The 24,720-nt window shown below is 64.9% G+C and carries 13 protein-coding genes; 7 read left to right on the forward strand and 6 right to left on the reverse strand.

Annotated features, from left to right (window positions below):
* Positions 1 to 68: 68 nt before the first annotated feature.
* A complete protein-coding gene (locus R2669_RS04850; RefSeq protein ID WP_316898945.1) occupies positions 69 to 3,758 on the forward strand; it encodes a hypothetical protein in 3,690 nt (1,229 codons plus the stop codon).
* Positions 3,759 to 4,032: 274 nt separating this feature from the next.
* Entirely contained in the window at positions 4,033 to 4,770 is a 738-nt protein-coding gene (locus tag R2669_RS04855; protein ID WP_316875599.1) for a response regulator transcription factor, read from the forward strand.
* Positions 4,771 to 4,931: 161 nt separating this feature from the next.
* On the opposite strand, the gene R2669_RS04860 is transcribed toward R2669_RS04855, so the two are convergent.
* The 3 genes from R2669_RS04860 to R2669_RS04870 form a co-directional block, all read right to left on the reverse strand.
* Positions 4,932 to 5,459, reverse strand: coding sequence for a response regulator transcription factor (locus R2669_RS04860; RefSeq protein WP_186829272.1), 528 nt, complete (start codon positions 5,457 to 5,459; stop codon positions 4,932 to 4,934).
* A 147-nt stretch (positions 5,460 to 5,606) separates the two neighbouring features.
* Complete coding sequence (locus tag R2669_RS04865; protein WP_316898949.1) at positions 5,607 to 6,557, reverse strand: DUF4880 domain-containing protein; 951 nt, start codon at positions 6,555 to 6,557, stop codon at positions 5,607 to 5,609.
* Positions 6,554 to 7,063 (reverse strand): sigma-70 family RNA polymerase sigma factor, encoded by a 510-nt coding sequence (locus R2669_RS04870; protein ID WP_147214819.1) that lies wholly within the window; start codon positions 7,061 to 7,063, stop codon positions 6,554 to 6,556. The genes R2669_RS04865 and R2669_RS04870 overlap by 4 nt, the downstream gene beginning before the upstream one ends.
* 243 nt (positions 7,064 to 7,306) lie before the next feature.
* Here R2669_RS04870 and R2669_RS04875 point away from each other — a divergent pair, with 243 nt between their 5' ends.
* Entirely contained in the window at positions 7,307 to 7,678 is a 372-nt protein-coding gene (locus tag R2669_RS04875; RefSeq protein WP_316898950.1) for a type III secretion system chaperone family protein, read from the forward strand.
* Between the two features lie 235 nt (positions 7,679 to 7,913).
* Positions 7,914 to 11,600 (forward strand): type III effector protein, encoded by a 3,687-nt coding sequence (locus R2669_RS04880; RefSeq protein WP_316898952.1) that lies wholly within the window; start codon positions 7,914 to 7,916, stop codon positions 11,598 to 11,600.
* 150 nt (positions 11,601 to 11,750) lie between these two features.
* Here the strand turns inward: R2669_RS04880 and R2669_RS04885 are convergent, their stop codons facing one another.
* Complete coding sequence (locus R2669_RS04885; protein ID WP_316898953.1) at positions 11,751 to 13,622, reverse strand: leucine-rich repeat domain-containing protein; 1,872 nt, start codon at positions 13,620 to 13,622, stop codon at positions 11,751 to 11,753.
* 433 nt (positions 13,623 to 14,055) lie between these two features.
* Between R2669_RS04885 and R2669_RS04890 the strand changes: the two genes are divergently transcribed.
* The 3 genes from R2669_RS04890 to R2669_RS04900 all read left to right on the forward strand — a co-directional run bounded on the left by R2669_RS04890 (position 14,056) and on the right by R2669_RS04900 (position 18,142).
* Positions 14,056 to 14,748 (forward strand): lytic transglycosylase domain-containing protein, encoded by a 693-nt coding sequence (locus R2669_RS04890; RefSeq protein WP_147214816.1) that lies wholly within the window; start codon positions 14,056 to 14,058, stop codon positions 14,746 to 14,748.
* Positions 14,749 to 14,795: 47 nt separating this feature from the next.
* A complete protein-coding gene (locus R2669_RS04895; RefSeq protein WP_316898954.1) occupies positions 14,796 to 16,439 on the forward strand; it encodes a type IV pilus assembly protein FimV in 1,644 nt (547 codons plus the stop codon).
* A gap of 296 nt (positions 16,440 to 16,735) precedes the next feature.
* Entirely contained in the window at positions 16,736 to 18,142 is a 1,407-nt protein-coding gene (locus R2669_RS04900; RefSeq protein ID WP_316898955.1) for an NHL repeat-containing protein, read from the forward strand.
* Between the two features lie 157 nt (positions 18,143 to 18,299).
* Here R2669_RS04900 and R2669_RS04905 read toward each other — a convergent pair whose 3' ends face one another.
* Together R2669_RS04905 and R2669_RS04910 are read right to left on the reverse strand one after the other, a co-directional pair.
* Positions 18,300 to 19,598, reverse strand: coding sequence for a hypothetical protein (locus R2669_RS04905; RefSeq protein ID WP_316898956.1), 1,299 nt, complete (start codon positions 19,596 to 19,598; stop codon positions 18,300 to 18,302).
* A 667-nt stretch (positions 19,599 to 20,265) separates the two neighbouring features.
* Positions 20,266 to 24,462, reverse strand: a complete 4,197-nt coding sequence (locus R2669_RS04910; RefSeq protein WP_316898957.1) for a hypothetical protein — start codon at positions 24,460 to 24,462, stop codon at positions 20,266 to 20,268.
* Between the last annotated feature and the right edge of the window lie 258 nt (positions 24,463 to 24,720).

The raw sequence follows: 24,720 nt of genomic DNA on the forward strand, positions 1-24,720 counted from the left end.
TGATTGTCATTCGGCCGCATCAAAGTGGTATGCCGATTGACCACGCCAGTGCCTGAACACTCCAAGCCATGCCCCCTTCACGCCTGTTGCCCGTCAACGTGCCGACATCGCCGTCGGAATACGAGACGCTCCACGATTTCGCCGCACGCACGCCATCGTCCTCGCCTCAAGGCAGCGATGCGCCGCAGCCGCGAAAGAAAGGCGGCTGGTTGGGCAACCTGAAGTCGCGCGTACGGGAAAAGCTGCCCAAGAGCGACGAGACAGAACTGGCCACGCTGCTCAGCGACAGCAAGCGCTCCGGCACATCGTTCGATACGGTGCGCAACTACAGGGAGCCCACGCGCGGCACGTTGACGGTCACGCCCGAGGCAACGCCGCAGGCCGCCGAAGGCACGCCGCACCCGGCTACACCGCAGGTGCAGGAACATCAGGAGACGCGCCGCGCGGCACGTTCGCAGCGCAAGACGTCGACCATGATGCAGCGCGCCGAACAGGGTGCGCAGCGCCTGCGCCAGCACGGAAAACCGCCGACGCCTCAAGCGCCGGCATCCACGGCACCGCTGACCGTGCCGGCCACGGCCGAAGCATTTCGTCAGAGCATTGGGCAGTTGTTCCGTACGGCGGGCAGCGCGAGCGAACGCGAGTTGCTGGCCGATCGGCTCGGTGTCCTGGCGGCCCCTGCGCAGGGCACGTCGTCCGCAGTCGGCAACTACATCGGGCCAATGCTCGCGGCACGCGCACTGGCGGCCACCAGCGGCGGCAATGCAGCCGATGCGCTGCGGGTGCTGCAGCATGTCACGCAGGCGGTGCATTTTGATGCTGCCGCCTTTGCCGCTCCTGCGCCGGCGCCCAGCAACGAGGGCTCAACGCATTCGACAGGCACCTCCTCGTTGGGCATGGGGCGCCTGTTTGACGAGACAGCATCGGCAACGTCGTCGCAGCGCTCCAGTGCATCCGATCTGGGCCTGTCGCATTTGTTTGGCGAGGGCGAAACAGACGGCGCCAGCCGGAGCGTTGATCAGCACAGTCCGAATTCGCTCTCCCGGCAATCCAGCTTGTCGGTCCAGTATGGTTCGGACGGTTCCTCCCGCAGCCTGACGGCCCCACCAATGCCAGAGGGCATGAGCGATGCCGGTGTGGCAAGCGCGGCCTGGCGCACGGCGCAGTTGCTCTCGCGCAGCCACCACGGCTTTGAAGCGCTGACCAGCCTGATGCAAGCTCCGCCCACGCCGGAGCATGCGCACACCGCGCGCGCCTTCCTGCAGGCAGCCGACCATGTGCATACGGCTGCCACCTCGGCGGCCGATCCCACCGCGCTGTTGCACGCGCATCCGCCGGGCAGCGGCACGCAGGCCGCGTCACTCGCCATCAACGTCATGCACGCCGCTGCGCTCAAGCTGCGGGGCGAGCCCGTCGGTGCGCAACAAGCGGGCGTCCTCTTTGCCTGGCACCAGGGCTTTCGTGAAGATGGTCCAGGCTCGGATCTGGCCAACACCAAGGCACGCCTTGCCAAGTTTGTCGGGCGCACCATTCCGCGCGTGGAAAAGCAAACCGCGGGCAGCCATTTCTGGCAGATGATCGGCAAGAAGAAGTCGCCGCTGTCATCGGCCGCGCTTGGCATGCACGGCGCACAGCGGCCAGGGCTGGTCAAGGAAATGGACGCCTATACGGCGGCGCTGCGCACGATGATCGACACGCTTGCGCAGGCTGGGAATGCGCCGTCGCTGCACACCATCGCCCACCCCGGCGATCTTTGGCGAAGCGCCATCCTCGCGCATTGGGCCGGGCTGGCAGCCTCCAACGCGCCGTTGAGCGACTACACGCTCACGGCAGAGAAGCTGCGCGCGCTGCAACCCGAAGTCGGGGCAGCTGTCAGCCGCATGCAGCGTGAGCATGCCGAGCCGACTGCCGTCGCCCGCACGCCGGGCAGCTCGCCGGCCCATCAGGAATTCGCGCAACTCGTGGCCTTGACCGGACTGACCGACGATGCCGACAGCCGGGCCTGGGCGCAAAGCCGGTTGGATACGCTGACGCTGCCGCAGGTGAATGCCGCGCAGGCCCACGTGACCAAGCTCATCGATCATGCCGGCCTGACGGGCAAGCCGCCGGAATACCTGGTCGGGCTGCAGCCTTCGGCCACGCTGTTGCGCTACTGGGGCACCCACGCAGGCGAAGCGGCCGAATCGCCCGCCTTCCGTGGCGCGCTCGAGCGTGCCGACAAGCTGGAGCATCCGGCAGACCTCAAGATGCCAGCGCCTACCGTAGAAGACGCCCGCAAGACCATCGAGACGCTGCTCACGTCCATGGAGTCGGGCAACAAGGTACGCCTGTCCAACGGCGGCTGGATCGGCGGCAGCACGGCCGGCGTATCGACCGGCTTGTCGCACGTCGGCAAGGCGCTGCCGGTGCCCGTGTCGGTCCAACTGGACGCCAATTACGGCAGGGGCCGCCAGGCCGTGGTGGAAATCGGGCGCAGTGCACACGGCCGCGACGTGTTCGTGGGCACCGATCGCACGATGCGCGCCTCGGTCGGCGTGGGGGCCTCCGTGGGCTACGACCTCAAGACGTGGGGCAAGCGCCTGCGCGCCAACCTGCTCGCCGTCAAGGTCACACCCTTCGATGTGGAGACGGGTGAGCCGCGCGGCGTGGTGATCCGCGCCACACGGCCCACGCAACGCCCCGTAGAGGGCCACGACGACTGGGAAGCCATCAAGTACGACGACAAGGCCGCGGCGGAGGCCATCGTCAAGGCCATGAACCTGCTGTTCGAGCAGGCAACCGCAGCGCCTGGCCACCGGCCCGATCCCGACACGTTGTGGAATACGCTTGCGCAGCACTGCGGCGAGAGCGGCAGCGGCATTTCCGTCGGCTGGGTCGACCAGACCAAGAAGCGCTGGCGCGCCTCGATGGACGCGAGCGTTGGCATGAATGTGCGCGTCAGCAGCCCACATACGCCGGTGCGGATCGGCCCGTCGGCACGGCTGCGCGGCGAAAAGACACTCAGCAACACGGCCACCCTGCACGAGAAGACCGGCACGATGCGTGTCGAGCAGTTCAGCGTCGCCACGGGGCACAAGGTGACGGCGCGGGGTGGCTTGGCCTTTTCGGTGGGCCGCACCTTCTACACGGCCGCGCCCGACGACAACGCATCGGCCAAGGCCGGCGAAAGCGGCAAGTTCACACAGTCGTTTACCGGGGGCATGCCGCTCGGCTTCAACTGGAAACTCTCCGAAGGCGGCCACACGACCAAGGTGAAGATGGCTTACCAGAACGGCAAGATCGCCGATCGCGTCAGCTACTTCGATACCGAATACCGCAGCGTGCGCGAATACCTTGCCGTCGTGCGCAGCGACCGCGATGCGTGGATCAACATGCTGGCGCACAAGCCCGGCGGCACGCCGGAAAAGGCCGCGCGCGAGTTCGAGGCCTACTGCGAGACAGTCGAAAAGCACGCCCGCCCCAACCAGCGCTATCTGCATCGGCATCGGCTTCGGCCGTCCGCCGCCCGCGAGATCGAAGGTCACCTCGCCCTGGCCGACCTGCACCGGAGCATCGACCCGAATTCCGCCGACGCGCACGCTTCAGAAGCCCTGGCGCAGGCGCTCCTGGAAGCGCCAACGTCCCGCTTGCCGGAAAAGCTCGCCATCGTGGAGCAGGTATCCACCAGCCGCAGCCGCGGCCTGACGAGTGCACTGCAGCTGCGTGCCAGCAAGGAAGCTGAAGGCACGCGTGAACTCGCCGCCATCAAGTTCGGCTGAAGATCGTTTCATCAGGTTGTCACATAAGCCGTCAAATTAATGTTCTCGGCGGTTTTTTAATTTGCATATGCGCATAATCGTTCACTCAGAATGCGACATTTGCATACTCAACGCTCAATTGCAGAGTCAACAAAAAAAACTCAATCAGATCTAAGCGCGATTTCACTCTTTATAGGGATGTGTGAGCAAATTGTGAACGTTATGCTTTGCCCCAGTTTGAAGCGCCATCTGCAAGATTCGAATCGGTAGTGCAGTGGCTTGAAAGGGGAGCGCCATGAAGTTCGCCGTATTGACCTCGAACCCATCCAGCTTTGCCTACGTGGCGAGCTGTCTATCCACCCAGGAAGCGGAGTGCGTCCGCTTTGACGACGCGCTGTCGCTGCTGCGCGCGCGCCGCACGGAAACGTTTGATCTGTTGATGATCGACGCGCAGCACTTCCGCACTGCCGGGCAGCTCGTGCTGTCGTGGCGCGAGTGCAATGCCGACATGTGCTGGCCCACCCTGGTGTTCGGGCAGTTTGTCGACCGGGGGGACATGGCCTCGGCGTTTGATGCCGGTGTGGACGACGTATTGACCGGTCACTTCAGCGCCGAAGAGCTGCAGGCCCGCGTGCAGCGGGCGCTGCGCCGCGCAGAGCCGGTGCGCCAGAATGCCGGTATCAACGTCGTGGTGGGGCCATATCGCCTTTGCCGGCTGACCCGTACCGCCACCGTCAACAGCGTCCCCATTCGCATGACTGCGCGGGAGTTCGCGACGGCATGGCTGCTGTTCTCTTCGCCGGGTTCGTTCCTCTCACGCCAGCAGATCGCATCGGCCGTCTGGGGCGCGGACGCCAGCATCGTCGAGCGCTCGATCGAGCAGCACATCTACAAGCTGCGCAAGAAACTTCAGTTCGGCCCCGAAACCGGCGTGGAACTCAAGACCGTCTATGCACGCGGCTATCAGCTGGCCGTGCAGGCTGCCAGCAACGAGCCGACAGGCCCCCTCGCGCACACCATCCTGGCCGCGTGAGCGGTCTTTTGCGCAAACGATTGCGCGCCGTAAGGCGATCGCGCCTACGGCGAATCTTTTTAGCGTTCGTTAATGAAAATCTTCAAGGCTGACAATTTCAGTACCGGCTTAAGAAACTCAGCGCCGGTTTAAAAAACATTGCCTTGTTAATGATTACCGCGTTAATGATTTTCGCGGGCGCGGCTTTCACCGGCACATTGCTGGTATAACGCTGCCAATTCTGTCCGATTACGCGCTTGCAAACGCATCAGGATTTGGCGCACGTGCGACTTCACGGTTTCTACGCCGATATGCAGCGCCTGCGCTATTTCCACGTTGGACTTGCCGGAGGCTGCCTCACGCAGGATGTCGCACTGGCGTGGCGTCAGCACCGAGAACATAGCCTCCTTGCCCGCCGACCGGCCAGCCCCCTTCCGCCTCGATTCCAACATCCGCCCAAGCATGGCGTGTGCCTGCTCCAGCGTGACCGGCTGGGCTGGCGGATCTTCACCGGCGGCCTCGGCCAGCTCGGTCAGATCGACCAGGATCCCACCGTTCGGGGCACGCGAGACCTGCCGCACCGAGATCGTCAGAGGCGCCACCGCGTGCGCCCGCCAGGCGGCGGCCGCAGGAAAGGGAGAGAAATACCGGCTTTCAGCCGTGCTGTCGGCTGCGTGTAGCAGCACGTCGTTCTGGACCCGGGCGTTCATGTCGTCCTTCGCTCTTGTGGAAGCTGTTGCATCTGGATGCAGGGGCGCGCACGGATGGTGACCGCGGCAGCCTCTTACTCTCTCTGTGCAACGAGCGAGAAAAACCGGAACCCCGATCGCAAAAATTTTTTCGCGGCGCACGCGCGCTCAGCGCGGGCCGATGCGCACCCACACGCCGCCAAGCTCCTTCACCTGGATGGGCAGCGTTTCGGCCAGCATCTGCAGGGCGCGGCATCCGCCCAGCGGGAACCGCCCCGTCACGCGCAGGCCGGCCACTTCGCGGTTCAATTCAATCAGGCCATGGTGGTAGGGTCGCAATGCGTCGATCACATCGGCCAGCGGCTGGTGTTCGACCTCGACCATGCCGCGCGTCCAGGCGGCTACGTTGCGCGCCATCAGCGCCAGTTTTTCGATGCCGCCGTCGGCCAGACGCCGAACCTCGCCTGCACGCGCCGTGGAAACGGCCCCCGCCGGCGTCGACAGTGCTGCGGTGCCTTCAAGCACGGCGACCTTCATCGCACCTTCAGGCTCCAGCGTTGCGCAGACCATGCCGCCCGTGCATTCCACCGTGCCCGCGCCAGACCACAACCGCAACTGGCCCGACGGCGACCCGGCAACGGCCAGGACGCTGCCGCTGCGCAGACGCACGTCGTAGCCGCGCACAACCGCGGAGGCGTCGACCGCGCTGCGTGCGTTCAGACGCAATTGATAACCGCCAGCGAGGGTGAAATCGCGGCGCTCGGAGGTTGCCGTACGCATATCGGCAGCCAGGTCGGACAGCGGGATCTCCCGGTCAACGAGAGCGGCAACGCCCAAACCCAGCCCGCTGAAGATCAGTGCGCGGCGCACATGCCGCATCGGCGCAGACGGCGCATCGAGCAACCGCCGCGCGGCCCGCCGGTGCGAGTCTGCGACGGACGGCAGCGCCATCGAACCCAACGCGCCCTGCAAGCGTTGCACGGCGGCGGCGTGCGCGGGGTCGGCTTCCTGCCACGCGGCAAAGCGCTGCCGCTCCGTCTCCGAAGCCGTGCCCGAGCGCAGTACGACAAGCCACTGGATCGCCTGCTCGGCGATCCGGTCATCCAGCGCGTGCTTCACGATGCTTCGGCCAGGTAGCACAGGCGCATGGCCTGCGTCATGTATTTCTGCACCATGCGAACGGATACCTGCAGGCGCTCAGCGATCTCAGGGTATGTGAGGCCATCGAGCTGGCTATAGAGGAAGGCGCGGCGCGCCTTGGGCGCCAGCCCATCGAGTACGCGGTCGATGGAGGTGAGGGTCTCGAGGATCAACGCGCGCTCTTCCGGCGATGGCAACGTCGCCTGCGGTTGCGTGGCGGCCCACGCCATGTAGGCCTCTTCGAGATCGCGACGGCGCCAGGTGTCGTAGAGCAGGCGTTGCGCAATCGTTGTCAGCAAGGCGCGCGGCTCGCGGGTGTCTTGCCACCCTGGCCGTTGCAGCAATTGCGCAAATGCCTCCGCCGCAATGTCTTCGGCGCCAAAGCGACAGCCCGTCTTGCAGCCCATACGACGGGCGAGCCATGCATAGTGCTGTCGGAACCAGTCAGAGGCCAGTTCGGTAACTGGCTGGCAGGTTTGCGTCACGGTACCCTCCGCGAAAATCTGTGCTGGGCGTTCCCCGGTAAACAGCCCGATCCGGTGTGGGCAAAGGCCCCACCCAGATGTCGAGATTTTACCCACCGCTGATATTTCAGGTGGGCATTTTTTCGCCCTATATCGCACTTTTTCGGTACCCCAGCCACATCCAGGAGCCCCTGCTGGCATCGTCTGGCGGTGCAACCCGGTTGCTGCAATGCGTTGCAGCGACGCCCGCCACGGCGCCCGCCCATGCCCTCCGAAGAATTGCCCCACCCCCCTTTCGACAACGATGCATTGCCCGCGCATGCCCTGCGCATCGGCACCCGCAACGTCTGGCTGGCTTATGACAGCTACGCCGATCCCGACATGCTGACGGCCTATGTCGAACTTGGGCCTCGCGACACGCTGGACGTCGCGTTGACGCTCAATCTGCTGCTCGGTCTCTGCCTGGAAGTGGAGGGCGCCGCACGCGGCAGCGTCGTGCGACACCCGCAAACCGGCCAGATGATCTATCGCTTCCGGTATGCGTTGGACGACGACCCCGAAGCGACGGATTTGCTCGATGCCATCGCCGCACTCACGGCGGAACTGGACGACGGCGCCGCGCCCACGCGGTATTGAGGCGCCGGAGTCACTCGTTTCGGATGCCGACGCAGCACTTCGGTGCCCGCAACGTCCGCCGGCCGGGGCTGGCTAGGCTTGCAAGATTCAATTGTGCTTGGGCGGAACCGCGTTGCCCCGGCATGCAACCTCGGAGCCCTCGCCCATCATGAAGATATTTTCCCGCCACTCCAGAGCGACGCCTCCGGCACAGACGTCGTCCAGCACATCGACATCGCAATCCTCGCAGCCCTCGATGCCAAGCGTGCGCAAGACCTCGCAGTTGCCCAGCGGCCTGCGCGATCTTGCCGACATGGTGACGGCCAGCCGCCAAAAGAAAAGCGCTGCATCGCTTTCCAATGAGCAGCTCAAGGTTGAGCTGTCGAACAGCACCTTGAGTGGGCGTGGTACGCGCGCTGTGCACCGGGAAGCCAAGAAGCGTATTCGCGAGGGCAAACTGCAGTGGCCGCCCCAGCAGCCGGAGCAGCCCGAGCAGCCGCCGTTGTCTCCCTCGTTCAGCGGGCGGGCGCAAGGCCGTCACGCGCCGCCGGATTCGCCGGTGTTCGACGTCGATACCGGCGCGCTGAACAAACCGCAGTTACGCCAGATGGCACTGGCGCTCAAGGATGCACTGCCTAGGGTGCCGGTGGCGCTCATGCACTCGCATCCGAACAGCGACGGGCTGCTCGCCAAGCTCCAGCATCAGTTGAGCACCATCCAGACGATTGCCGCGGACGACACGCGCAAGGCGCCCCATGAAGTCGGCATGGCCGTGCGTGATGCATTTGCGTCGGCCGCCAAGACCGCGCGCCAGCTTGCCAAATCGTTGGGCAACCATGATCCGGCCGACGCCTACAGAGGCATCGCCGCGCTGCTCACCGAACTCAAGCGAACACACCTGAGTGGCAGCGCGCACGAGGTCATGAGCCACTACGCCGAGAAGGAGACGGCCAACCTCGAAGCCAAGGCTCCCGGCATCAGCACGGCAAAGCCGGGCTCCAACGTGAGCACCGGCACGTCGGGCGGCGTGGCAGTGTCGGCCTTCCCCACCAACCGCTACGCCGGCGCGCACGTGTCGGTGGAAGCGGGTGGCGGCAAGGGCCGCATCTACTTTGCCGACGACGACGGCGACGTGGATTACTGGCCCTCGGCACAAGCCTTTGCCAAGGTCGCGCTGGGCGGCAAGCTGGGCGAGTGGGCCGCCAAGCTCACGGGCCGGCTTGACCTGTCCGGCGGCAACGTCTTCCTCGAACACGATGATTTGCGCCAACTCGTCAAGCTCGTTGCCAACCACGATGCCAACCATGCCTGGGTCAAGTCCGCCGGGCCGCATGCGCGCCAGGCGATGCAGCAGTTGGAATCGTTGGCCAACCTCGTGTCTCACGCGCTGGGCCGCAACTACACGGAAGCTGCCGGCAAGCCCTACTTTCTGAACGACGCCAAGATTGCCAAGGGCTTCAACACCTTGAAGATGACGCTGCTGGCCGGCGCCATCGACCAGAAACTGGGTGGCGAGCACTTCAGCACGCTGATGAAGGCCGCGTATCCGCCGATCACCGACGTCGTGACGGACCGCATGGGCAGCGGACAGCCACTGCCCGCACAACCGCGACGCGACGTGCCCGATTCGGTGGCCTATGGCGACCGCATCCTGGCCTATCGCCAGGTGACCGGCAGCCTGGATGCCAACGTCGGCAACGAGACCCACGGCGGCACCAACCTGGAAGCCGGCGGCAGCTTTGATGTGAATCTGCGCGGCAACGTCGCGCAGTTCTTCACGGAAAGCGCAGCCGCACCGCACACGCTGCTGGACCCCGGCTATCACAAGGATTACCAGTCCACGTTCAAGCTGCATCAGCAGCTCGATGCGGCCTGTGCCGAACCGCCGCCCGCGCAACTCCATCTGTACAACGAGACACGCAAGGCACTGACGCAGGAACTGCATGCGGGACCCGCGCTGCCCTTCACCGAAACCGAGCGCCTGCACTATGGTGAAGAAGCCAACATCCCCGCGCAGTTCCGCAACGCCATCACGCACGCCAGCCCCGAACAGCTCAATCACGCGACGGACCAGCTGGAGCATCTCATCGGCACGTATCTGCAATTTGCCAACCAGGCCGGCGCCGTGCTCGCCAGGAATGATCGCTTCATGCCAGCGAGCGAGCGCGGTACGTTGACCCAGCACCGAGAAGCCGCCTTCGCGCACATCAACCAGACCGTGTGGCAGGGCCGTTACCCGCAGAAGGATGCGCTGGCCAACCCGGAAGCGTTCGTCGCCAAGAGCCACGCTGCCATCAGCCTGGCGCTGGGCTGCGTGGGTGCGCATATCTCTGTCGTCAAGCAGCAGATGGCGCAGCGCGAGGAGCACGGTACGGCTGCGGCCGAAGCCATCTTGACCGCGGATTCGATGTACAAGACCGCGCGTGAGATGCTGGACAAGACCTACCTGCCGCTCAAGAACTACGACGTGCAGAAGAACGGCCCGCTGAAAGACAAATCGCTGTGGCAGCGCTGGGATGCAGCACTGAAGGCAACGGTTTCCGGCGGCGCGCAGAGCAGTGCGCTCAACGCAATCGTCAACCGCTTCGGTCGGTCCACCGGCAAAGTGCAGCTGGGGCCTTTCACGGGCTCCATCTCGGTCGGCAATAGCGCGGGGCAGATTTCGCTCACCGCCGAGGCACGCCTGATGAACGCCAATCATCAACCTAATCCCAGCCGTACGGGCAAGTTCCTGCAATTGACGTTCACAGCGCAGGGCGGTGCACCCATTACCGGCGCGATCCTCAACAAGGCCATCGAAGCGGCCATCGAGAAATTCGCGCCGAACATGCGGCTGCAGGACGAGAAGTTCGATCCGCATGAGTTGATCCGCCAGACGCAGGGGCTGCTGCTCAACGTGACCGACGGCACCAGCCTGGTCGTCAAGTTGCGTCAGGCGCCTGACGTACAGAATGCCCCGATGGAGCTCCAATACGCGCGCGTCCTGCGCAACAAGAACAGCGGCATGAGCCTGGCGATCACGGTCCCGACACCGCACGGCACGTTCACACCGTCCGTCTCTCATACGGACAGCACGCAGAGCTACGCAGGCGAGGTGATGGGCTCCGACACGAGCTACCTGATCATGCAGCACCCGTTTCTCGCCAAGATCGTCGACGCGGAAGCGCATCGCGAAGACGCCGCGCTGCGGCAGGCGTTCGATGCGAATCCGGTACAACGCGATCGCTACCTCGCCAACCCGAACCTGATGGTCGACGTGGTGGCGAAATACGCAGCCGCCACGCAAGAGATCAACGCCGCGGCGGCTGAGAACCGCCCCGTCCAGATCAAGAACGAGTTCGTGCGCTATCACGCTGCGACGCCGTTCGCACGTGCGGCCCAGGTGTCAACGCAAGTGGCGGCGCACGCGCCGGGCTCCACCGCCAACGGCGAAGAGCTGTTCAAGATGGCCGAACCGCTGGCCAAGCCGATCGACGTGAGCCACCTCGACGTGAACGCGATGCGCGCGCGCCTGCAAGCCATGACCACCATCGAGGAACGCGCGGACTATCTGTGCGACTCCAACCAGGGCCGCCCGCTGCTCGACGCGTTCTCGAAGATCATCGGCAACACGCGCGCAATCAACTCGGCCGCTCTCTTCCATACCGAGGAGCGCAACATCGGCATCCAGTCGCTGGTGCGCAACCCCAAGGCGCTGCAACGCGAGAACAACCGGACGCAGGCTGCGCTCCATGGCAAACCGCAACCGGCGGGCACCATTGGCCAGCTGCGCACGCGCCTGGAGCCGGCCAAGGCATCGGTCAAGCAGGCGAACCTGGCGGATCTACAGCGGCTCGCTGCCATGAACCTGCCGATCAGCCAACAGGCACAGCAGGAACTGCAACGCCGCAAGGCGCTGCTCGGCAACGCATTCCCGACCGAAGAGGGCCCATCGGAGACGTAAAGCCCGCGGAAGGCACGCTCTGCAGCCAGCCCAGGATGCGCCCGGGCTGGCTTTTTTTTGCCCGGCAAGCGTCCTGTTGTGTTGCCGTAGGCGCACAAAGACAAAGGCCGGCATCAAGCCGGCCCATGGGAACAACATTGAACAGCGGTGCTAGCCGGCGTGCAGCCACTCGCGCGCGACAGCAACGTGCCGCTGTGCGACGCCCTCCCCAGCCCTGACATAGCGCGCGACGTAGCCTTGCAGCGGCGGCCAGGCCGCAAGCTTCTGAACGGCCTCGTCGATCGACCCGCCGGTCGCGCCATACTCGAGCAATGCTGCAAACGCTTCGGCGCGCACCATCCGGGCGGCTGCATCTTCCGGCAGCCCCGGCTCGCGCAAGCGCTCGCCCACCAGCAACGCCATCAGCACGTCAAGCGGCAGACCCTCTTCGTCCAGGCAACCCAGCGCATAGCGCTCTTGCGCTCGCTGGAATACGGCGCTACGCAGCGCTGCCATTTCGCACAGGCCATCCACCAGCAGGCCGAGACGGCGGCTGTCGCGGTAGGCGCGCACGGCGTCGGGTGCGATGGCGTTGATATAGCGTTCCATCCAGATGCACAGGGCATCGCTGCCATATTCGGCGTCATAGGGCTGCAGGCGCGCACGCCACTCCTGGCGCAGTGCCGTCCAATCCGGCGCAATGCCGGAGCCGGCTGTCGCAACGGTGGCAGCTGCGGGGCGCAATTCGGCCAGCCGTGCCGACAGATGCGCCGGCACGTCGACACGGCACGCCGCCGGAAGGTCGCGAAGCGCTTCGGGCAGGCCCGACAATGCGTAGCAACCGCGCAAATCGAGGTGTGTCAGCTGCGCCAGGTTGCCAACGGACGCAGGCAAGCTGCGCAGCGATCCGCAATCGCGCAGGCGCAGCGTACGGAGTTGCGCGCAATGGCCAATGCCTTCCGGCACGGCCACGAGACTCGCCATGCCGGAGGCGTCCAGATGACGCAGCTTGCGCAGTCGCGCGAGCGACTCGGGCAGTGCCGTGATGGCGCAGTTCTCGCGCAGGTCCAGACGCTCGAGTTCGGCCAGGTTGCCGAGCGTGTCTGGCAAGACAGTGAGCAGAGGGTTGCCACGCAACTGCAGCTCGCGCAGTTGCGCAAGCTGGCCAAGGCTGATCGGCAATTGCACGAGCAGCTTGTTGGATGCCAGCGTCAGCGTTTGCAATGCAGCCAGCGCACCAAGCTCCACGGGCACGATGCGCAGATCCGTGCCCTGCAGCACCAGCCGCTCCAGCCTCGGCAGCTGCGACAACGACGACGGCAGCGCACGCAGCGGCGAATCGAGCACGACGATCTCTTTCAGTTGCAACAGCTTGCCCATTCGCCCCGGCAACGCCGTCAACCGCGGATTGCGTGCGAAATGCAGCGCGCCCAGGTTAACCGGCAAACCGCCGGACGCCGGCCACTCAAACAGATCGCAATCGTGAACGGTCAGCCGCTCCAGCTCTTCGGCCAGGCACAGAGCCGCAGGCAGGCGCATCACCGGAATACCGTCGAGCACGAGGTGTCGGCTCTTCTGCTGCATGGCCAGCAGCATGCGCGTGGCGGCCAGTGCCAGCCCCTGCTCCGTGGGCCGCGCCGTGTCGGTCAACAATGGGCCGCTGTAGCGGTGCAGGCGACGCGCCATCTCCTGCTGCCATCCGGCCACCGCCTCGCATACGGACAGCCAGCGGCTGGCATCGGTCGGCGGAATGGGGGCCCGCAAGCCGTGGCCCTGCGGCATGGCTTGCTGGATGCGCTGTGCATCGCGCGCCGCGCCTGCGCGTTGTTGATGCTGCGCGCGCGAAGTCGTCGGCGCCGGCTGTCGGTCATGGTGCGGTACCGACACGTGGAATCGGTTCGCGGCAGGCGACGGCTCGGCGTGCCCGGTTCGCACGCGCTGCAGTGCGCGCCGCAATGCGCGCGACAGCTTTCCGGTGACCGAGACACCGGCGTCCGCCGCATCCGGGTCGGCGCGGGTCTGTGCGACGGTGTGGGGCAGCATGGGGGCACTACCGTAATGTGATTGCATGATGGGCCCAAGAAGATGAGTGGCAGTCAGCGGCGGGCAACACGCCCTTTCCGCCTGTTTGCTGATCGTATGGACCCCCGCACAACGCGGCCCGTGGCAGGACGAACCCGTTGCGCCCACAGCGAACGGTCATGCCAACGCACGCTGTCGACACGGTTTCGCTGCAGGCCCGCCTAGTTCGCACAGCCCGCGCGCACCACCGCGCAGCCATTTCTATGATGCGCGCATGCTCGTTACCGGAGATTCGCAATGCATGCCCAATCGTCTCGCATCATGGCCGCGCGGGAGCGTCGCGCAACCACCCATGCCGTACGGCCCACGCGTCGCGAAACGCATCGCACCTGGCGGCAGCAACGCCTGCAACAACGCCACCCCATGACGCGCGCCTGCGCCGGCAGGCAAGAGCATGCGCGGGCGTAAGCGTTACGCCGCCGCGCTGCGCCGCGGGCTGGTGTTCGCCGTCGCACTGCTGGCCTGCCTGCCTGCCGCAGCCCTGGCCGATTGCATTGACGATGCCGCCGCTTATCACGGCGTCAACGCGCAAGTCCTGCGCGCGATCGGGTATCAGGAATCGCACCTGAACCCGCAAGCGCACAACCGGAACCGCAACGGCAGTGAAGACCTGGGCATGTTCCAGATCAATACGATCCACCTGCCCGAACTGTCGCGCTACGGCATCGGCCGCCAGATGCTCTATGACCCGTGCGTCAGCGCCTATGTGGCCGCATGGCATCTGGCGCGAAAGGTGCAACTGCACGGCAACAGCTGGCATGCCATCGGCGCCTATCACTCCGAGTCGCCGGGGGAAAACGGCATCTATGCGCGCGCCGTGGAAGGCATCCTGACCCGCAAGCTGGCAGCACGTGCGCCATTGCCGCTTGCCGGCCAAACCCGAGCACAAGAGGCTGCGCCGCAACCACAGCAGGATGCCGCCAAACCCATGCGCCCGGTGGTTCTCAGGCATGCGGCCGATCAGACCGCCGAACACAGGACGCATGCGCCGGACGTGCCGCCGGCCGGGGCAGATGAGCACTGGCTCGATGCGATGCTGACGAGCCTGAACCAGAGTGCGAGCTTGCGGGATCGCTTCAGCCGCTAAGCGCATGCGTCATTGCCGGCTGGGGCCGACCCCCGCTCGGGCTTCGGGTGACGCCTTCAGCACCAAGTCCGGAACCGGCACGCCGCCCGAACTCTGAATTTTTCTCAACTGCCCCGACGTCGGCGCCGGCACTCGGACGAAACGCTCTATCCTTCCCGACCACCCCCCAAACCAATAACTCGGGTGTCAGCAATACAAGGGGAGCAATCAAAATGAAAAAGCAATTTCGTGGAGGAATTGCGCATTGGCCTGCGCGGCAGTCGCTGGCTGCGGGCGCAGCGGCAGCGCTGTGGGCCTGCATGCCGGCTGGGCACGCAGTTGAGCTGGGCGTGCTGCATCTGCATTCGAACATTGGCCAGCCGCTGGATGCGGAAATCGAGTTGACAGGGTTGCGCCCGCACGACGCTCAAACGCTTGTGCCGCAACCCGGGAACCGCGAAACCTACCTTGCCGCCGGCGTGCCTTACAGCGCAGGCGCGACTTCGTTGCGGACGAGCCTGGTGCAGCGGCAAGACGGCGGCTATGCCGTTCGCGTGTACTCCACCGCGCCGCAAATGGACGCCATTGCGGATATCGTCGTGCGTCTGGCAGCGCCGGGCGGAAACATGCTGGCGGCGTATACGGTGCTGCTCAGCCCGCCGGGCGCGGCGAGCGCACCCACCACCTTCCTGCAGGCCCAACGCAAAGTCGCGCCCACTTCCGCGGTGTCTTCGCCTGACGGTGCGCCGGCACAACGCGCCGAGAAGCAGGCAGCGACAGCTGCAGCCTCTCCCGCTGCAAGCACGGCGACCGGCAGTCAGCCAGACGGTGCGCGTCCCTTGTCTTCGGCCGCCACCTTTCCTGCAGGTGAAGACGGCGGGCGTACCGAAGCGGCTTATACCGTCAAGGCGGGCGACAGCCTCTCGCAGATCGCGCTCGGTGCCGTGCAAAACAGGGCGGACGTATCTGCCGAGCAGACCGCGCTCGCGTTTTACCGGGGCAATCCGCGCGCTTTCATTGGCGGAAACATCAACCGACTGCGCGTCGGCGCCGCGCTGCGTGTGCCGTCGGCCGAGGAAATCACCGCGGTGGCAAGGAGCGAGGCCGAACGCCAGATCCGCATGCTGACGCAGGCGGTGACCACCGAGCCCGGGGCAAATGCGAACCCTGCTGCCGGCAGCCGGCCGACTTCTGCACCAGCCAATGCATCCGACAAGGACGCGCTGCACATTTCCGCTTCGGGCACGCAAGAGCGCGCAAAAGTGGAGCAGCTCAACGAGGAATTGGTTGCGGCCAGGCAGGCGATCCGTGAACTCGAATCGCGCCTTGCGCAAGTTGAGCAGAATCTGGCGGATATGCGCCGGCTCGCGGCCTTGAAGAATGCGCCGGCGCCGGCGCCGGCAGCGGCAGCGGCAGCGGCAGCGGCGGCACCATCCACAGAGAATGGCGATGCGCCACGTGTCGCGCTCGAAAGCCACAGCGCGACTCCCGCCGACGATGAAGCACTCTGGAAGCGCGCCGAGATCATCGGTCCGGCCTCGGGTCTCTTGTTGGCTGCGCTATCGGCCGCGTTCATGTTTTACCGAGTTCGCATGCGCAAGGTTCAATCTGCGCTGGCCACGATCTACACCCAATTCAACGAACACGGGGATCCGCTGACCGAACGCGGCCATCGCGGCAAACGTAAGGGCGACGCTATGCCATCCCGGTAAATCGGTGGGGGAACCGCCACGCATGTGGAGGAAAACCCGCACCCAGAGCCGTTTTCGTCAAGGCACGGCTACAGATTCAGGAACCGGTGCCGATCTACAACGAGCCCTTGCATTTCCAGCGAAGCATCGAAGCGAGCGTGCGCAAGAACGGTCAAGCGTTTGCGTCACATCGCCCGGTTTGGCGTCCTATCAGAAACGGTCTATACGGCGGCGCAGAAGACACATGCCGCGCCCCCATCGCTGGGGTTGAGAGGCCCACCACCCAAATCTGATCGTTGTTTGCCCAGCACCGAGCCATGCCGTTCGCACGCCCTCCGCTTCTGAAAGCCATTCCAATTTGCCTGATCCTGGCCGCATGCGGCGGTGGCGGCGACGATGCGGCCTCCACCCCGCCACCGAGCGCAACGCAGCCGGTTGCGCCGATCGGCTCGCCGGTCAGCCCGGTCAGCCCCGTCACCCCCATTGCTCCAGCCTCTTACACCATTGCGGGAACGGTCACGGGGTTGCTCGACTACGGCAGCCTCACGTTGCTGAACAACGGTGCGGACCCGATCGTCCAGGCCGCAGATGGCGGTTTCAGCTTTCCGGTCCCCGTCGCGGCGGGGGGCGCCTACGCTGTCTCGGTCAGCGCCAAACCGCTCTGGCAGTCTTGCTCCGTTGCAAACGGCACGGGGCTGGCCAACGGCGATGTCAATGGCGTGAGCGTCAACTGCGCGGTCGCACAGTCGATGGTGTCGACCATCGCCGGGTCCACCACCGCCGGGTATGCCAACGGTACGGGATCGGTTGCGTCGTTCCGCCAGCCGAGCGGTGTTGCGCGGGACGCCTCGGGCAACCTGTATGTGGCCGATTACGGCAACCACGTCATTCGCAAAATCGCGCCGGGTGGCGTCGTAACGACTTTGGCGGGCACAGGCAGCCCCGGCCATGTCGATGGCATGGCGGGCAGCGCCAAGTTCGCGACGCCCGTCGGCATTGCCGTGGCCGCCAGCGGGAACATCTATGTGACCGAGTTCTACGGTAACGACATCCGAAAGATCACGCCAGGCGGCACGGTCACGACGCTTGCCGGTTCGGCGACTGCGGGCAGCTCCGATGGCGTCGGCGCAGGCGCCTCGTTCAACAACCCGCTGGGCATCACCGTGGATGCCAACGAGAACGTCTACGTGGCGGATTACAGCAACAACATGATCCGCAAGATCACGCCGGCCGGGGTGGTGACAACGCTGGCCGGCACGACCACGGCGGGCAGCGACAATGGCGCGGCCGCGCTCGCCACCTTCAACGGCCCGTCGGGCATCGCGCGCTCTCCGTCCGGCACGCTGTATGTGGCGGAGTGGTTCAACAGCGATATCCGGCAGATTTCGCCGGCAGGTATGGTCACGACGCTGGCGGGCTCCGGCGCGACAGGGAGTGATGACGGCGTGGGGACTGCGGCGACGTTCTCGCTGCCGGTGGGAATCGCAATCGGCACCAACGGCGTGCTGTATGTCGCCGACGACGGGAACAACCTGATCCGCATGGTGACGCCGGCGGGCGTGGTCGCCACCCTGGCCGGCTCCCTCAATCCGGGAAGCACCGACGGCGCAGGCAGCACGGCGATGTTCAATCAACCCGCCGGGATCGCGGTCGACACGAGCGGCAACCTGTATGTTGCCGATCAAGCCAACAACCTGATCCGCAGCGTCGCGCCCAACCCATAGACGTACGGCGTGCTGCTGCCTGTTGCGTTCGCTGCGCACGTCCTCAACCTTCGGATGGCCCCGCAACCGGAAAACGCATCGCGCCCGGCGTAGCGTGGCCACGCCGGGCGCTGTGAAGCACAGCCGGGACACCGAATGCCCCGGCCAGCAACCTCACTCACTGCACGCCAACCCCACCGTACGAAAGGTATTGGCCGAAAAGGCGCGCAAACTGGCCACCATCGGTGTTGATATTCGTCGAATACGTGCCGCCACCGCCGAAGACGATTGCGAACGTATGCAGGCCGCCGTACTCCCACGGGTTGCGCAACATGTAGTCGACGTGGTTGTCACGGTAATGGTTGGGGGTGCCACCCGGCGTGTCGGACGGCACACCCAACGGCGTCTGCCACCACAGGATCGGCAGCCCATTGCCCAGCGCATCGCGGTAGGCTGCAACCTTGTTCTGCTCCTGGTGGAAGTTCGGCGTCTGGATGTTGTTCTCGTCCAGATAGAACGGGCCGGTGCGGCCCTTGCATTCGTCTACTGCAGCGGCCTCGAGGCAGCCGGCATCACGGTCGCCAGCCTGGGCGACGATGAAGTCAGCCTGGTTTGCGCCGACTGCCTGCATTTCCTTGCCGATCACGTCCGGCGTGCCAGTCCAGAACGACGGCGGGAACCCCAGCAACGCTTTGGGAGCATGCCAGCGGCCCATCGACACCAGGCACATACCGATGCCAGCTGCGGTATTGGGCAGCCAGCTGCATTCCTGCTGATTGTTCACAGACGCAGCGAGCTGCGCCGGATCATGATTGGGCGCCTGCGACCACACGTAGCCCCAGAAATCCGGCTCCAGATTGACCAGCACCGGCGTACCCAGTGCGTTGATGCGGTCATACATCATGCGCACTTGCGACCAGTAGCTGTTCATGAACGTCGCGTCGTTGATGCCGCTGATGTTCCCGTCGCCATTGGACGCCATCTGGTAGAGCGTGAACATCGGCGTGGCACCCATGGCCTGGACCCGCTGCGCGGTGTAGGTCACGTAGGCGCCGTCCGTATTCCAGTTGGGCCACGCGTTTTGTCCGACGCCAACCAGGTAGGTATCGACGATGTCCGGGCGAATGTTCTGCGCCTTCATGTCATCGGTCGATTGGCCCGAACCCAGGCCGACCTGCAGACGCGGCACGCGGCCCATCTTGTTGAGGATGGCGGTTGCGGGAGTGCTATCGGTGCTTTGCGTGCGTTTGATGCCGCCGTCGCTGGCGCCCGTCTGCGTAGCGACGGGTGCGCTGCCGGCTGCCTGCGTGCCCGCGCTGCCGCCAGACGTACCGTCACCTTCGCCGCCACAGCCGAACAGGGCAAGCGAGAGCAGCGCGGCTGCCGCATACCGCTGAGAAAACCCGCCGACCTTGTCGCGTGATTCTGCTGCAGCGCGCGCTTCCCGCACATTGCTGGCACCACTTTCTCTTTTCATTATCCCGACCTCGTCAAATCGATTTAATATTAAACGCAGCGGCGCATACATCCATGTTTCAAAGCATCAGAAAACATGCGAACAGATCGCACTACAACGCATTGAAACACGCGCAATCCGCTCGATAAAGACGCTCATGGAATATGCCATCCACCATGGCGAGACTACCATCGCGCCCGGCGAGCAGAAATGAACAGTGAGGTTATTTGAAGTTCGTTTGAAGGAACCGAATCAATACGCGAATATTGATTGGTATTTTTTTCAAAGAACTCGATGCCCAGAAGTTGCAGCGGCAACATTCAGGAAGCAGCCGAACATCTTCGCCGGATCAATGTGGCGCGGCAGGAGCGAGGGCCTATCAGAAGAAAGAAAGCCCCAGGCGGCTTGTAACCGCCCGGGGCTTCTTGACCACGCTTCACGGAGGCGCGTGAAGCGCGGCTGCGATCGATTTTATCGGATCGTCGCCCGCAAATTAACGCTGATGAGATTAATTGAGCAATGCCCGCATCGCTGTCATGAACGCGTCATCATTCAATGCGATCAGCGCTTCAATAACGCGATGCTGATATTTAATCAGCGCCAGAATGACTGCAGATAATTGTATGTAGCGCGCTCATTGGAATGAATCCCATCGATGTGGCGAAAGCCCGGTCAGCGCCCCTGCTGGTCACGTGGATGATGTCTCGGAGGTCCGTGGCTTGGCGGTTGCAGTCGTTGCCGCGGTCGCCTCGGGGAGCACCACCGTCTGCCGATGACGCGCGGCAGAACCCGCGCCCGCGCTGGCTGGCTGCTCCTGCACGCGTGCCGCTGCGGATCGCAGCTTGGCCCGGTTCTGGCCAAACAGCTTGCTCGAGAAGGCGCCCGACTTTTTCGGTGCGGCCGAGATGCCGGCCTTCGCATCCATTTGCTGTTTCAAGCGCTCCAGATGCGCGCGCGTGTCGTCGGGGCGCGCACGCGGCGGCGACATGGCCAACATGTCGGCAAGTGATGAAGATCGCTGCCCGCGCGGCGGGACAGAAACCGATTCGTGGTCGACCTCGTCGTCTGCAGCTTCGATTTCGGATCGCGCGCCTTGCACGCTCTGATACAGAGGCGTGCCCGATGAACCCTGGCGCTGCATCGGGCGATCCGATGGTGGCACGCGAGGCCCATCCTGAGGTGGCACAGAGGCGGGCGGCGCGGCCCGCTGTTCCTTCAACTGCGCTTCGTATTCTTTCAGCAGCTTGGCGTCGATCGTATCGAACACGATCTGCCGCTCGACCTTCAGCCCGGTACTCTGCGTCAGCCGCAAACCCGCATTGACGTTGAAGCCGTCGGCCTCGCTGTATTTTTCATAAGCACGCAGGCCGATCGGCATCCAGGAGTCGGGGGCGTTGATGGTCTTGGTGTATGAGGCGGCGAGCTGCTCGTGCAGCTTGGTCTCGCTTGGCGGCGTCACCAGTGAAAGCTGCTGCAGCTCGTTGAGCGTTTTCGCAGCCTCCGTGGTGAGGGCGCGCCGGACAAAGAAGGCGTTGTACGGGCTGTCCAGCAGGCGCGCCGTGTCGAGATTGTCATTGACTGCCTTCAGCCCCTTTGCCTGGCCGCCGTCTGGATCGTTCCGGTGCGGATAGGCGAAGAATTTCACCCACTCGTGCTTGGTCGCTTCGACATACCGGGCGTAGTCGTGGAAGCTGTCGAACTCGAAATCCGCCACCGACTTTGTCGGCAGCACGTTGTCCCGATCGATCGCCAGGCGCAGCTTCACGTTCGTGCCGCGCTCCTTGAGCACCGCGCCTCCGCCGAACAGATCGGCCGACGTATTGCCGGTCGTGCCCGTCACGGCAGATGTCGTGAGCCCGAGGTTGACCTTGTGCCGGCTCAGCTTCTGCTCGCGCAGGTTGGCAATCCGGTAGGTGCCCGTTGCGTCGAGCTGCTTGAACGTCGACAGCCATTGCTTCTCGAACGAGTAGCCCAGGCTCGCGCCAAGAGCGCCGGTCTCTTGCTGGCTTTTGCGGTGCTGGCTGGGGTTGAGCAGCTTGGTGACGGACGCACCGATCCCCACCGACATCTCGCTGCGATGCGCCCGCGTCTTCTGGTTGATCCAGCTGAGCGAGAGATCGTGCTCCGCATAAAACTCGCTGGCGAAAGCATGGAACAGCGCATCGGCGTCGGGCATGCCTTCGGGCGAGCGACGCCGGGCATCCGCCGCCGAGAACATGAAGTCGGTAACGCGCGAGAACAGCGCGCGGACCTCGGCATCTTTTGCCGCCGTCCGGCGCGGAATGCGGACCATGATGCCGGTGGCATCCGTGCGCTCGTGCTCGTAAGGGTTCACGTCGACGTTGGCGCCCGTGCGGCAGCATTTGAACAGCTTGGCGCCAAAGAAGCAGCCCGCGCCGATGCGCCCACGGTGGCGCTTTTCCGTGCCGATGAACAGCTCGGCGGCGTGGACGGGGTACGACATGGACACGGCCGCCTCACGCCCCTTCTCATAACGCAGATCGACACGGGCATTGCCGGCCACCGGCACGCCAAGCAGCCGCTTCTTGGCGTTGACGAGCGCCTTGGTGATGCCCTTGGTACTGAACCCGCCGGTGGTGCCGCGGCTGAACCGCACCGTGTTGCCGCCCGGAATCGTCTTCAGGTAATCCACCAGCATGGCACGCACGCTGTGCTGCGATCTGTCTGCGGGCGCCAGCGGTGGCGCCGTGGCAATTTTGCGGGCCGCCTCCATTGCCTTTTGGAAGGGCTCGGGCTGCTCGACATTCAGGAAATTTGCGAGCGCATGCACATCTTCAAGGCCAAGGCGGACACTGCCAAGATGCTGCCGGACGTTTGCAATCGCTTGTTCCACGGCCTCGGGCGAGCCCGATGTCACCTTGTGAGCAGCATCTTCCGTGAACTTGCGAATACGCTGTTCGACCGCTTCCGGCAACGCTGCGGGGGAGAATTCGCGGCCCAGCACGAGCTGATGCCCCTGCCGTGCGGCCTGGTGCTCGGGCATCCAGTCTTCAAGCGCGACCCGCAGCGCGATCCACTGGCAATGGGTATCGCTCAACGTTTCCGGACGAACGGGCGCGCCTTCTCCGGAGGCAGCCTCAGCGGGCGGGGTACTGCCGCAAAGGCGTTCCATCTCGACAGCGACCGCCTGCACCACCTCGTTGACCGCCGGTTTCGCCAGCTCCGCCATCAACGCTTTCTGCTCGTTCGCCAGGACGGCGCGATCGCCCTGCGCCATACCGATGCGCGCGGCGGAGAGCGGCGATTTGTGGTGGCTCGGCAATGCCGCTCGCCGGTCGTCGTCCATCCGGTCGACCCAGGCCAGCGACTTGAACATACGCGCCTTGAACTGGCTCAGGTCAGAACCCGGCGCGTCGTCGGTGAAGCCGTTGCGCCATGCGACCAGATCACTCTTCTCGGCGGCGCTCAGTGCCGACGGTCCTGCACCGTGGATGAGCTTGGCGCTTGCGTCGGAGACGCGCTGGGCGAAGTTCGTCGCACTCGACACGGCCTCGTGCGGAGCAAGCCGCGCGGCAATCAGCGCTTCCGGTGTCGGCTTGGCCTTCAGCGCCGTCGCAATGGCGGCGCCGGCCTGCAGATGGACGCGCAGGTTGCCCTGATCGGTGGCGGAAAGATTGCGATTGCCCGTGGCGGCAAGCATTGCCTCGAAATTGCCGGTCGTCGCAGCGTGCTGCAAAGCACCCCACGCAACGGCCCGCCCCGCTTCGGCGTGCTTGAGTTGCTGATCGTGTGTGTGCAGGTGGGTGGGCGTCGAGACCGTCGCAATCATCGCCTCCTGCGCATGGCGAATGTTCTCGGCGGTCTGCGCAGAAACCACGACGGCACTGTTGTGCTCGTGCGCCGGCGATTGGGAGCCGATTTCGTCAGCCACCGCTTCGAGCGTGGCCAGGCAGGCTGCAGCGGCCTCGGCGTTGCGCGCATCGAACTGCCCGAAGCTCTCCCGCACACCCGGCCATTGCGCGAGGGCCTGGGGCGCATGTCGTGCCGCGCCACGCATGGCGATCGGGAAATCGCGCACCGTCTGAATGAAGGCCTGCAGCGCCTTGACGTCGATCGTGTGTGACGGTGCCGACGACGCCTCCCCGCCCGAACCGGCGCCTGCGGTGCAGCGGTGTGCCATCAAGGCGTCGCGCGTCTGCTCCAGCGCGCCGCGCAGGGCGAGGATATGGGTGTCGCGCGAAGTCTCGGAATGCGTTTTCGCGCTACCGATTTCGGCGCCCAGGTCCGCATGCTTCAGATAAGAAAAGATGTCGCCATTGAGCGTGGTGGCGTTGTCCGGGTCGAAACGCTCCTTGGCGGACACGAGCGCCAGCGATACCGCCATGGCCACGGCGGGCGAATGCGCGGCAGCCATCTCCCGGACGCCCGCCACGAAGGCCTCGGGTTCGCTGCTGACCTTCACCGCCAGCGCTTGCCCGTGCGCCGTCTCCCAGTAGGCAATGACATCGTCAACGTGTTGCAGCGCCTGCGCCCCTTGCGTCTGGCCCCCGTGGAGGCTGGCGCTGGCATTGGTGATCGCAGAAATCTGGGTGCGCAGGCCCGACATCGCGTGATTGAGCGCCTGCTCCGTTCTACGTGCCGAACCTGTAGGGCTGCCGGGCTGCGGCGCGTCGCTGCGCGCAGCGGCAATGCGCTCCACAGATTGCTTGACGTGCGCGAAATCACGCAACGTGGTGGGCCTGCCGGCCCGCGAGTGGGCGCTGAACGGCGTGTTCCAGTCGAGCCGGCTCGCGCCGTCCTTCGTCACGCCACGGAATGTGCTTTTGACTTGCGCACGCAATGCCTTGCCTATCCGCTTCGCCATGCCGACGTTGGCCTGCGGTGCGCCCGGCAGCGGAGGCGGCGCGGGGGGCGCCTTCTTCAATCCCTCAAGTTGCCCGCGCTGGCGAGACGCCTGTCTGACAGGGTTGGATGGCGTACTCGTGTCGCCACCTGTCGCTTGGGACGACGAGGGATGGGTGGCAGGCGCACTGGACGAGATGCAGGGCAGTTTGAGCGGCATGGATCAGCAGGGCGCATTGAACCAGGTTGGGAACGCGTTCAAGTCTGCTTGCCCGAAGGGGCGACTGGCGTACACCAGCCGAAGATGCGACGCCCAAAACGAAGCCTGCAATGCTGACGG

The sequence above is a fragment of the Ralstonia edaphi genome, assembly GCF_958350185.1.
Lineage (GTDB): Bacteria > Pseudomonadota > Gammaproteobacteria > Burkholderiales > Burkholderiaceae > Ralstonia > Ralstonia edaphi.

Excerpts from the sequence above, each read along its gene's own strand:
- R2669_RS04850 (WP_316898945.1), top strand. The coding sequence starts at position 69 with ATGCCCCCTTCACGCCTGTTGCCCGTCAACGTGCCGACATCGCCGTCG.
- R2669_RS04855 (WP_316875599.1), top strand. The coding sequence starts at position 4,033 with ATGAAGTTCGCCGTATTGACCTCGAACCCATCCAGCTTTGCCTACGTG.
- R2669_RS04860 (WP_186829272.1), bottom strand. The coding sequence starts at position 5,459 with ATGAACGCCCGGGTCCAGAACGACGTGCTGCTACACGCAGCCGACAGC.
- R2669_RS04875 (WP_316898950.1), top strand. The coding sequence starts at position 7,307 with ATGCCCTCCGAAGAATTGCCCCACCCCCCTTTCGACAACGATGCATTG.
- R2669_RS04880 (WP_316898952.1), top strand. The coding sequence starts at position 7,914 with ATGCCAAGCGTGCGCAAGACCTCGCAGTTGCCCAGCGGCCTGCGCGAT.
- R2669_RS04885 (WP_316898953.1), bottom strand. The coding sequence starts at position 13,622 with ATGCTGCCCCACACCGTCGCACAGACCCGCGCCGACCCGGATGCGGCG.
- R2669_RS04890 (WP_147214816.1), top strand. The coding sequence starts at position 14,056 with ATGCGCGGGCGTAAGCGTTACGCCGCCGCGCTGCGCCGCGGGCTGGTG.
- R2669_RS04900 (WP_316898955.1), top strand. The coding sequence starts at position 16,736 with ATGCCGTTCGCACGCCCTCCGCTTCTGAAAGCCATTCCAATTTGCCTG.
- R2669_RS04905 (WP_316898956.1), bottom strand. The coding sequence starts at position 19,598 with ATGAAAAGAGAAAGTGGTGCCAGCAATGTGCGGGAAGCGCGCGCTGCA.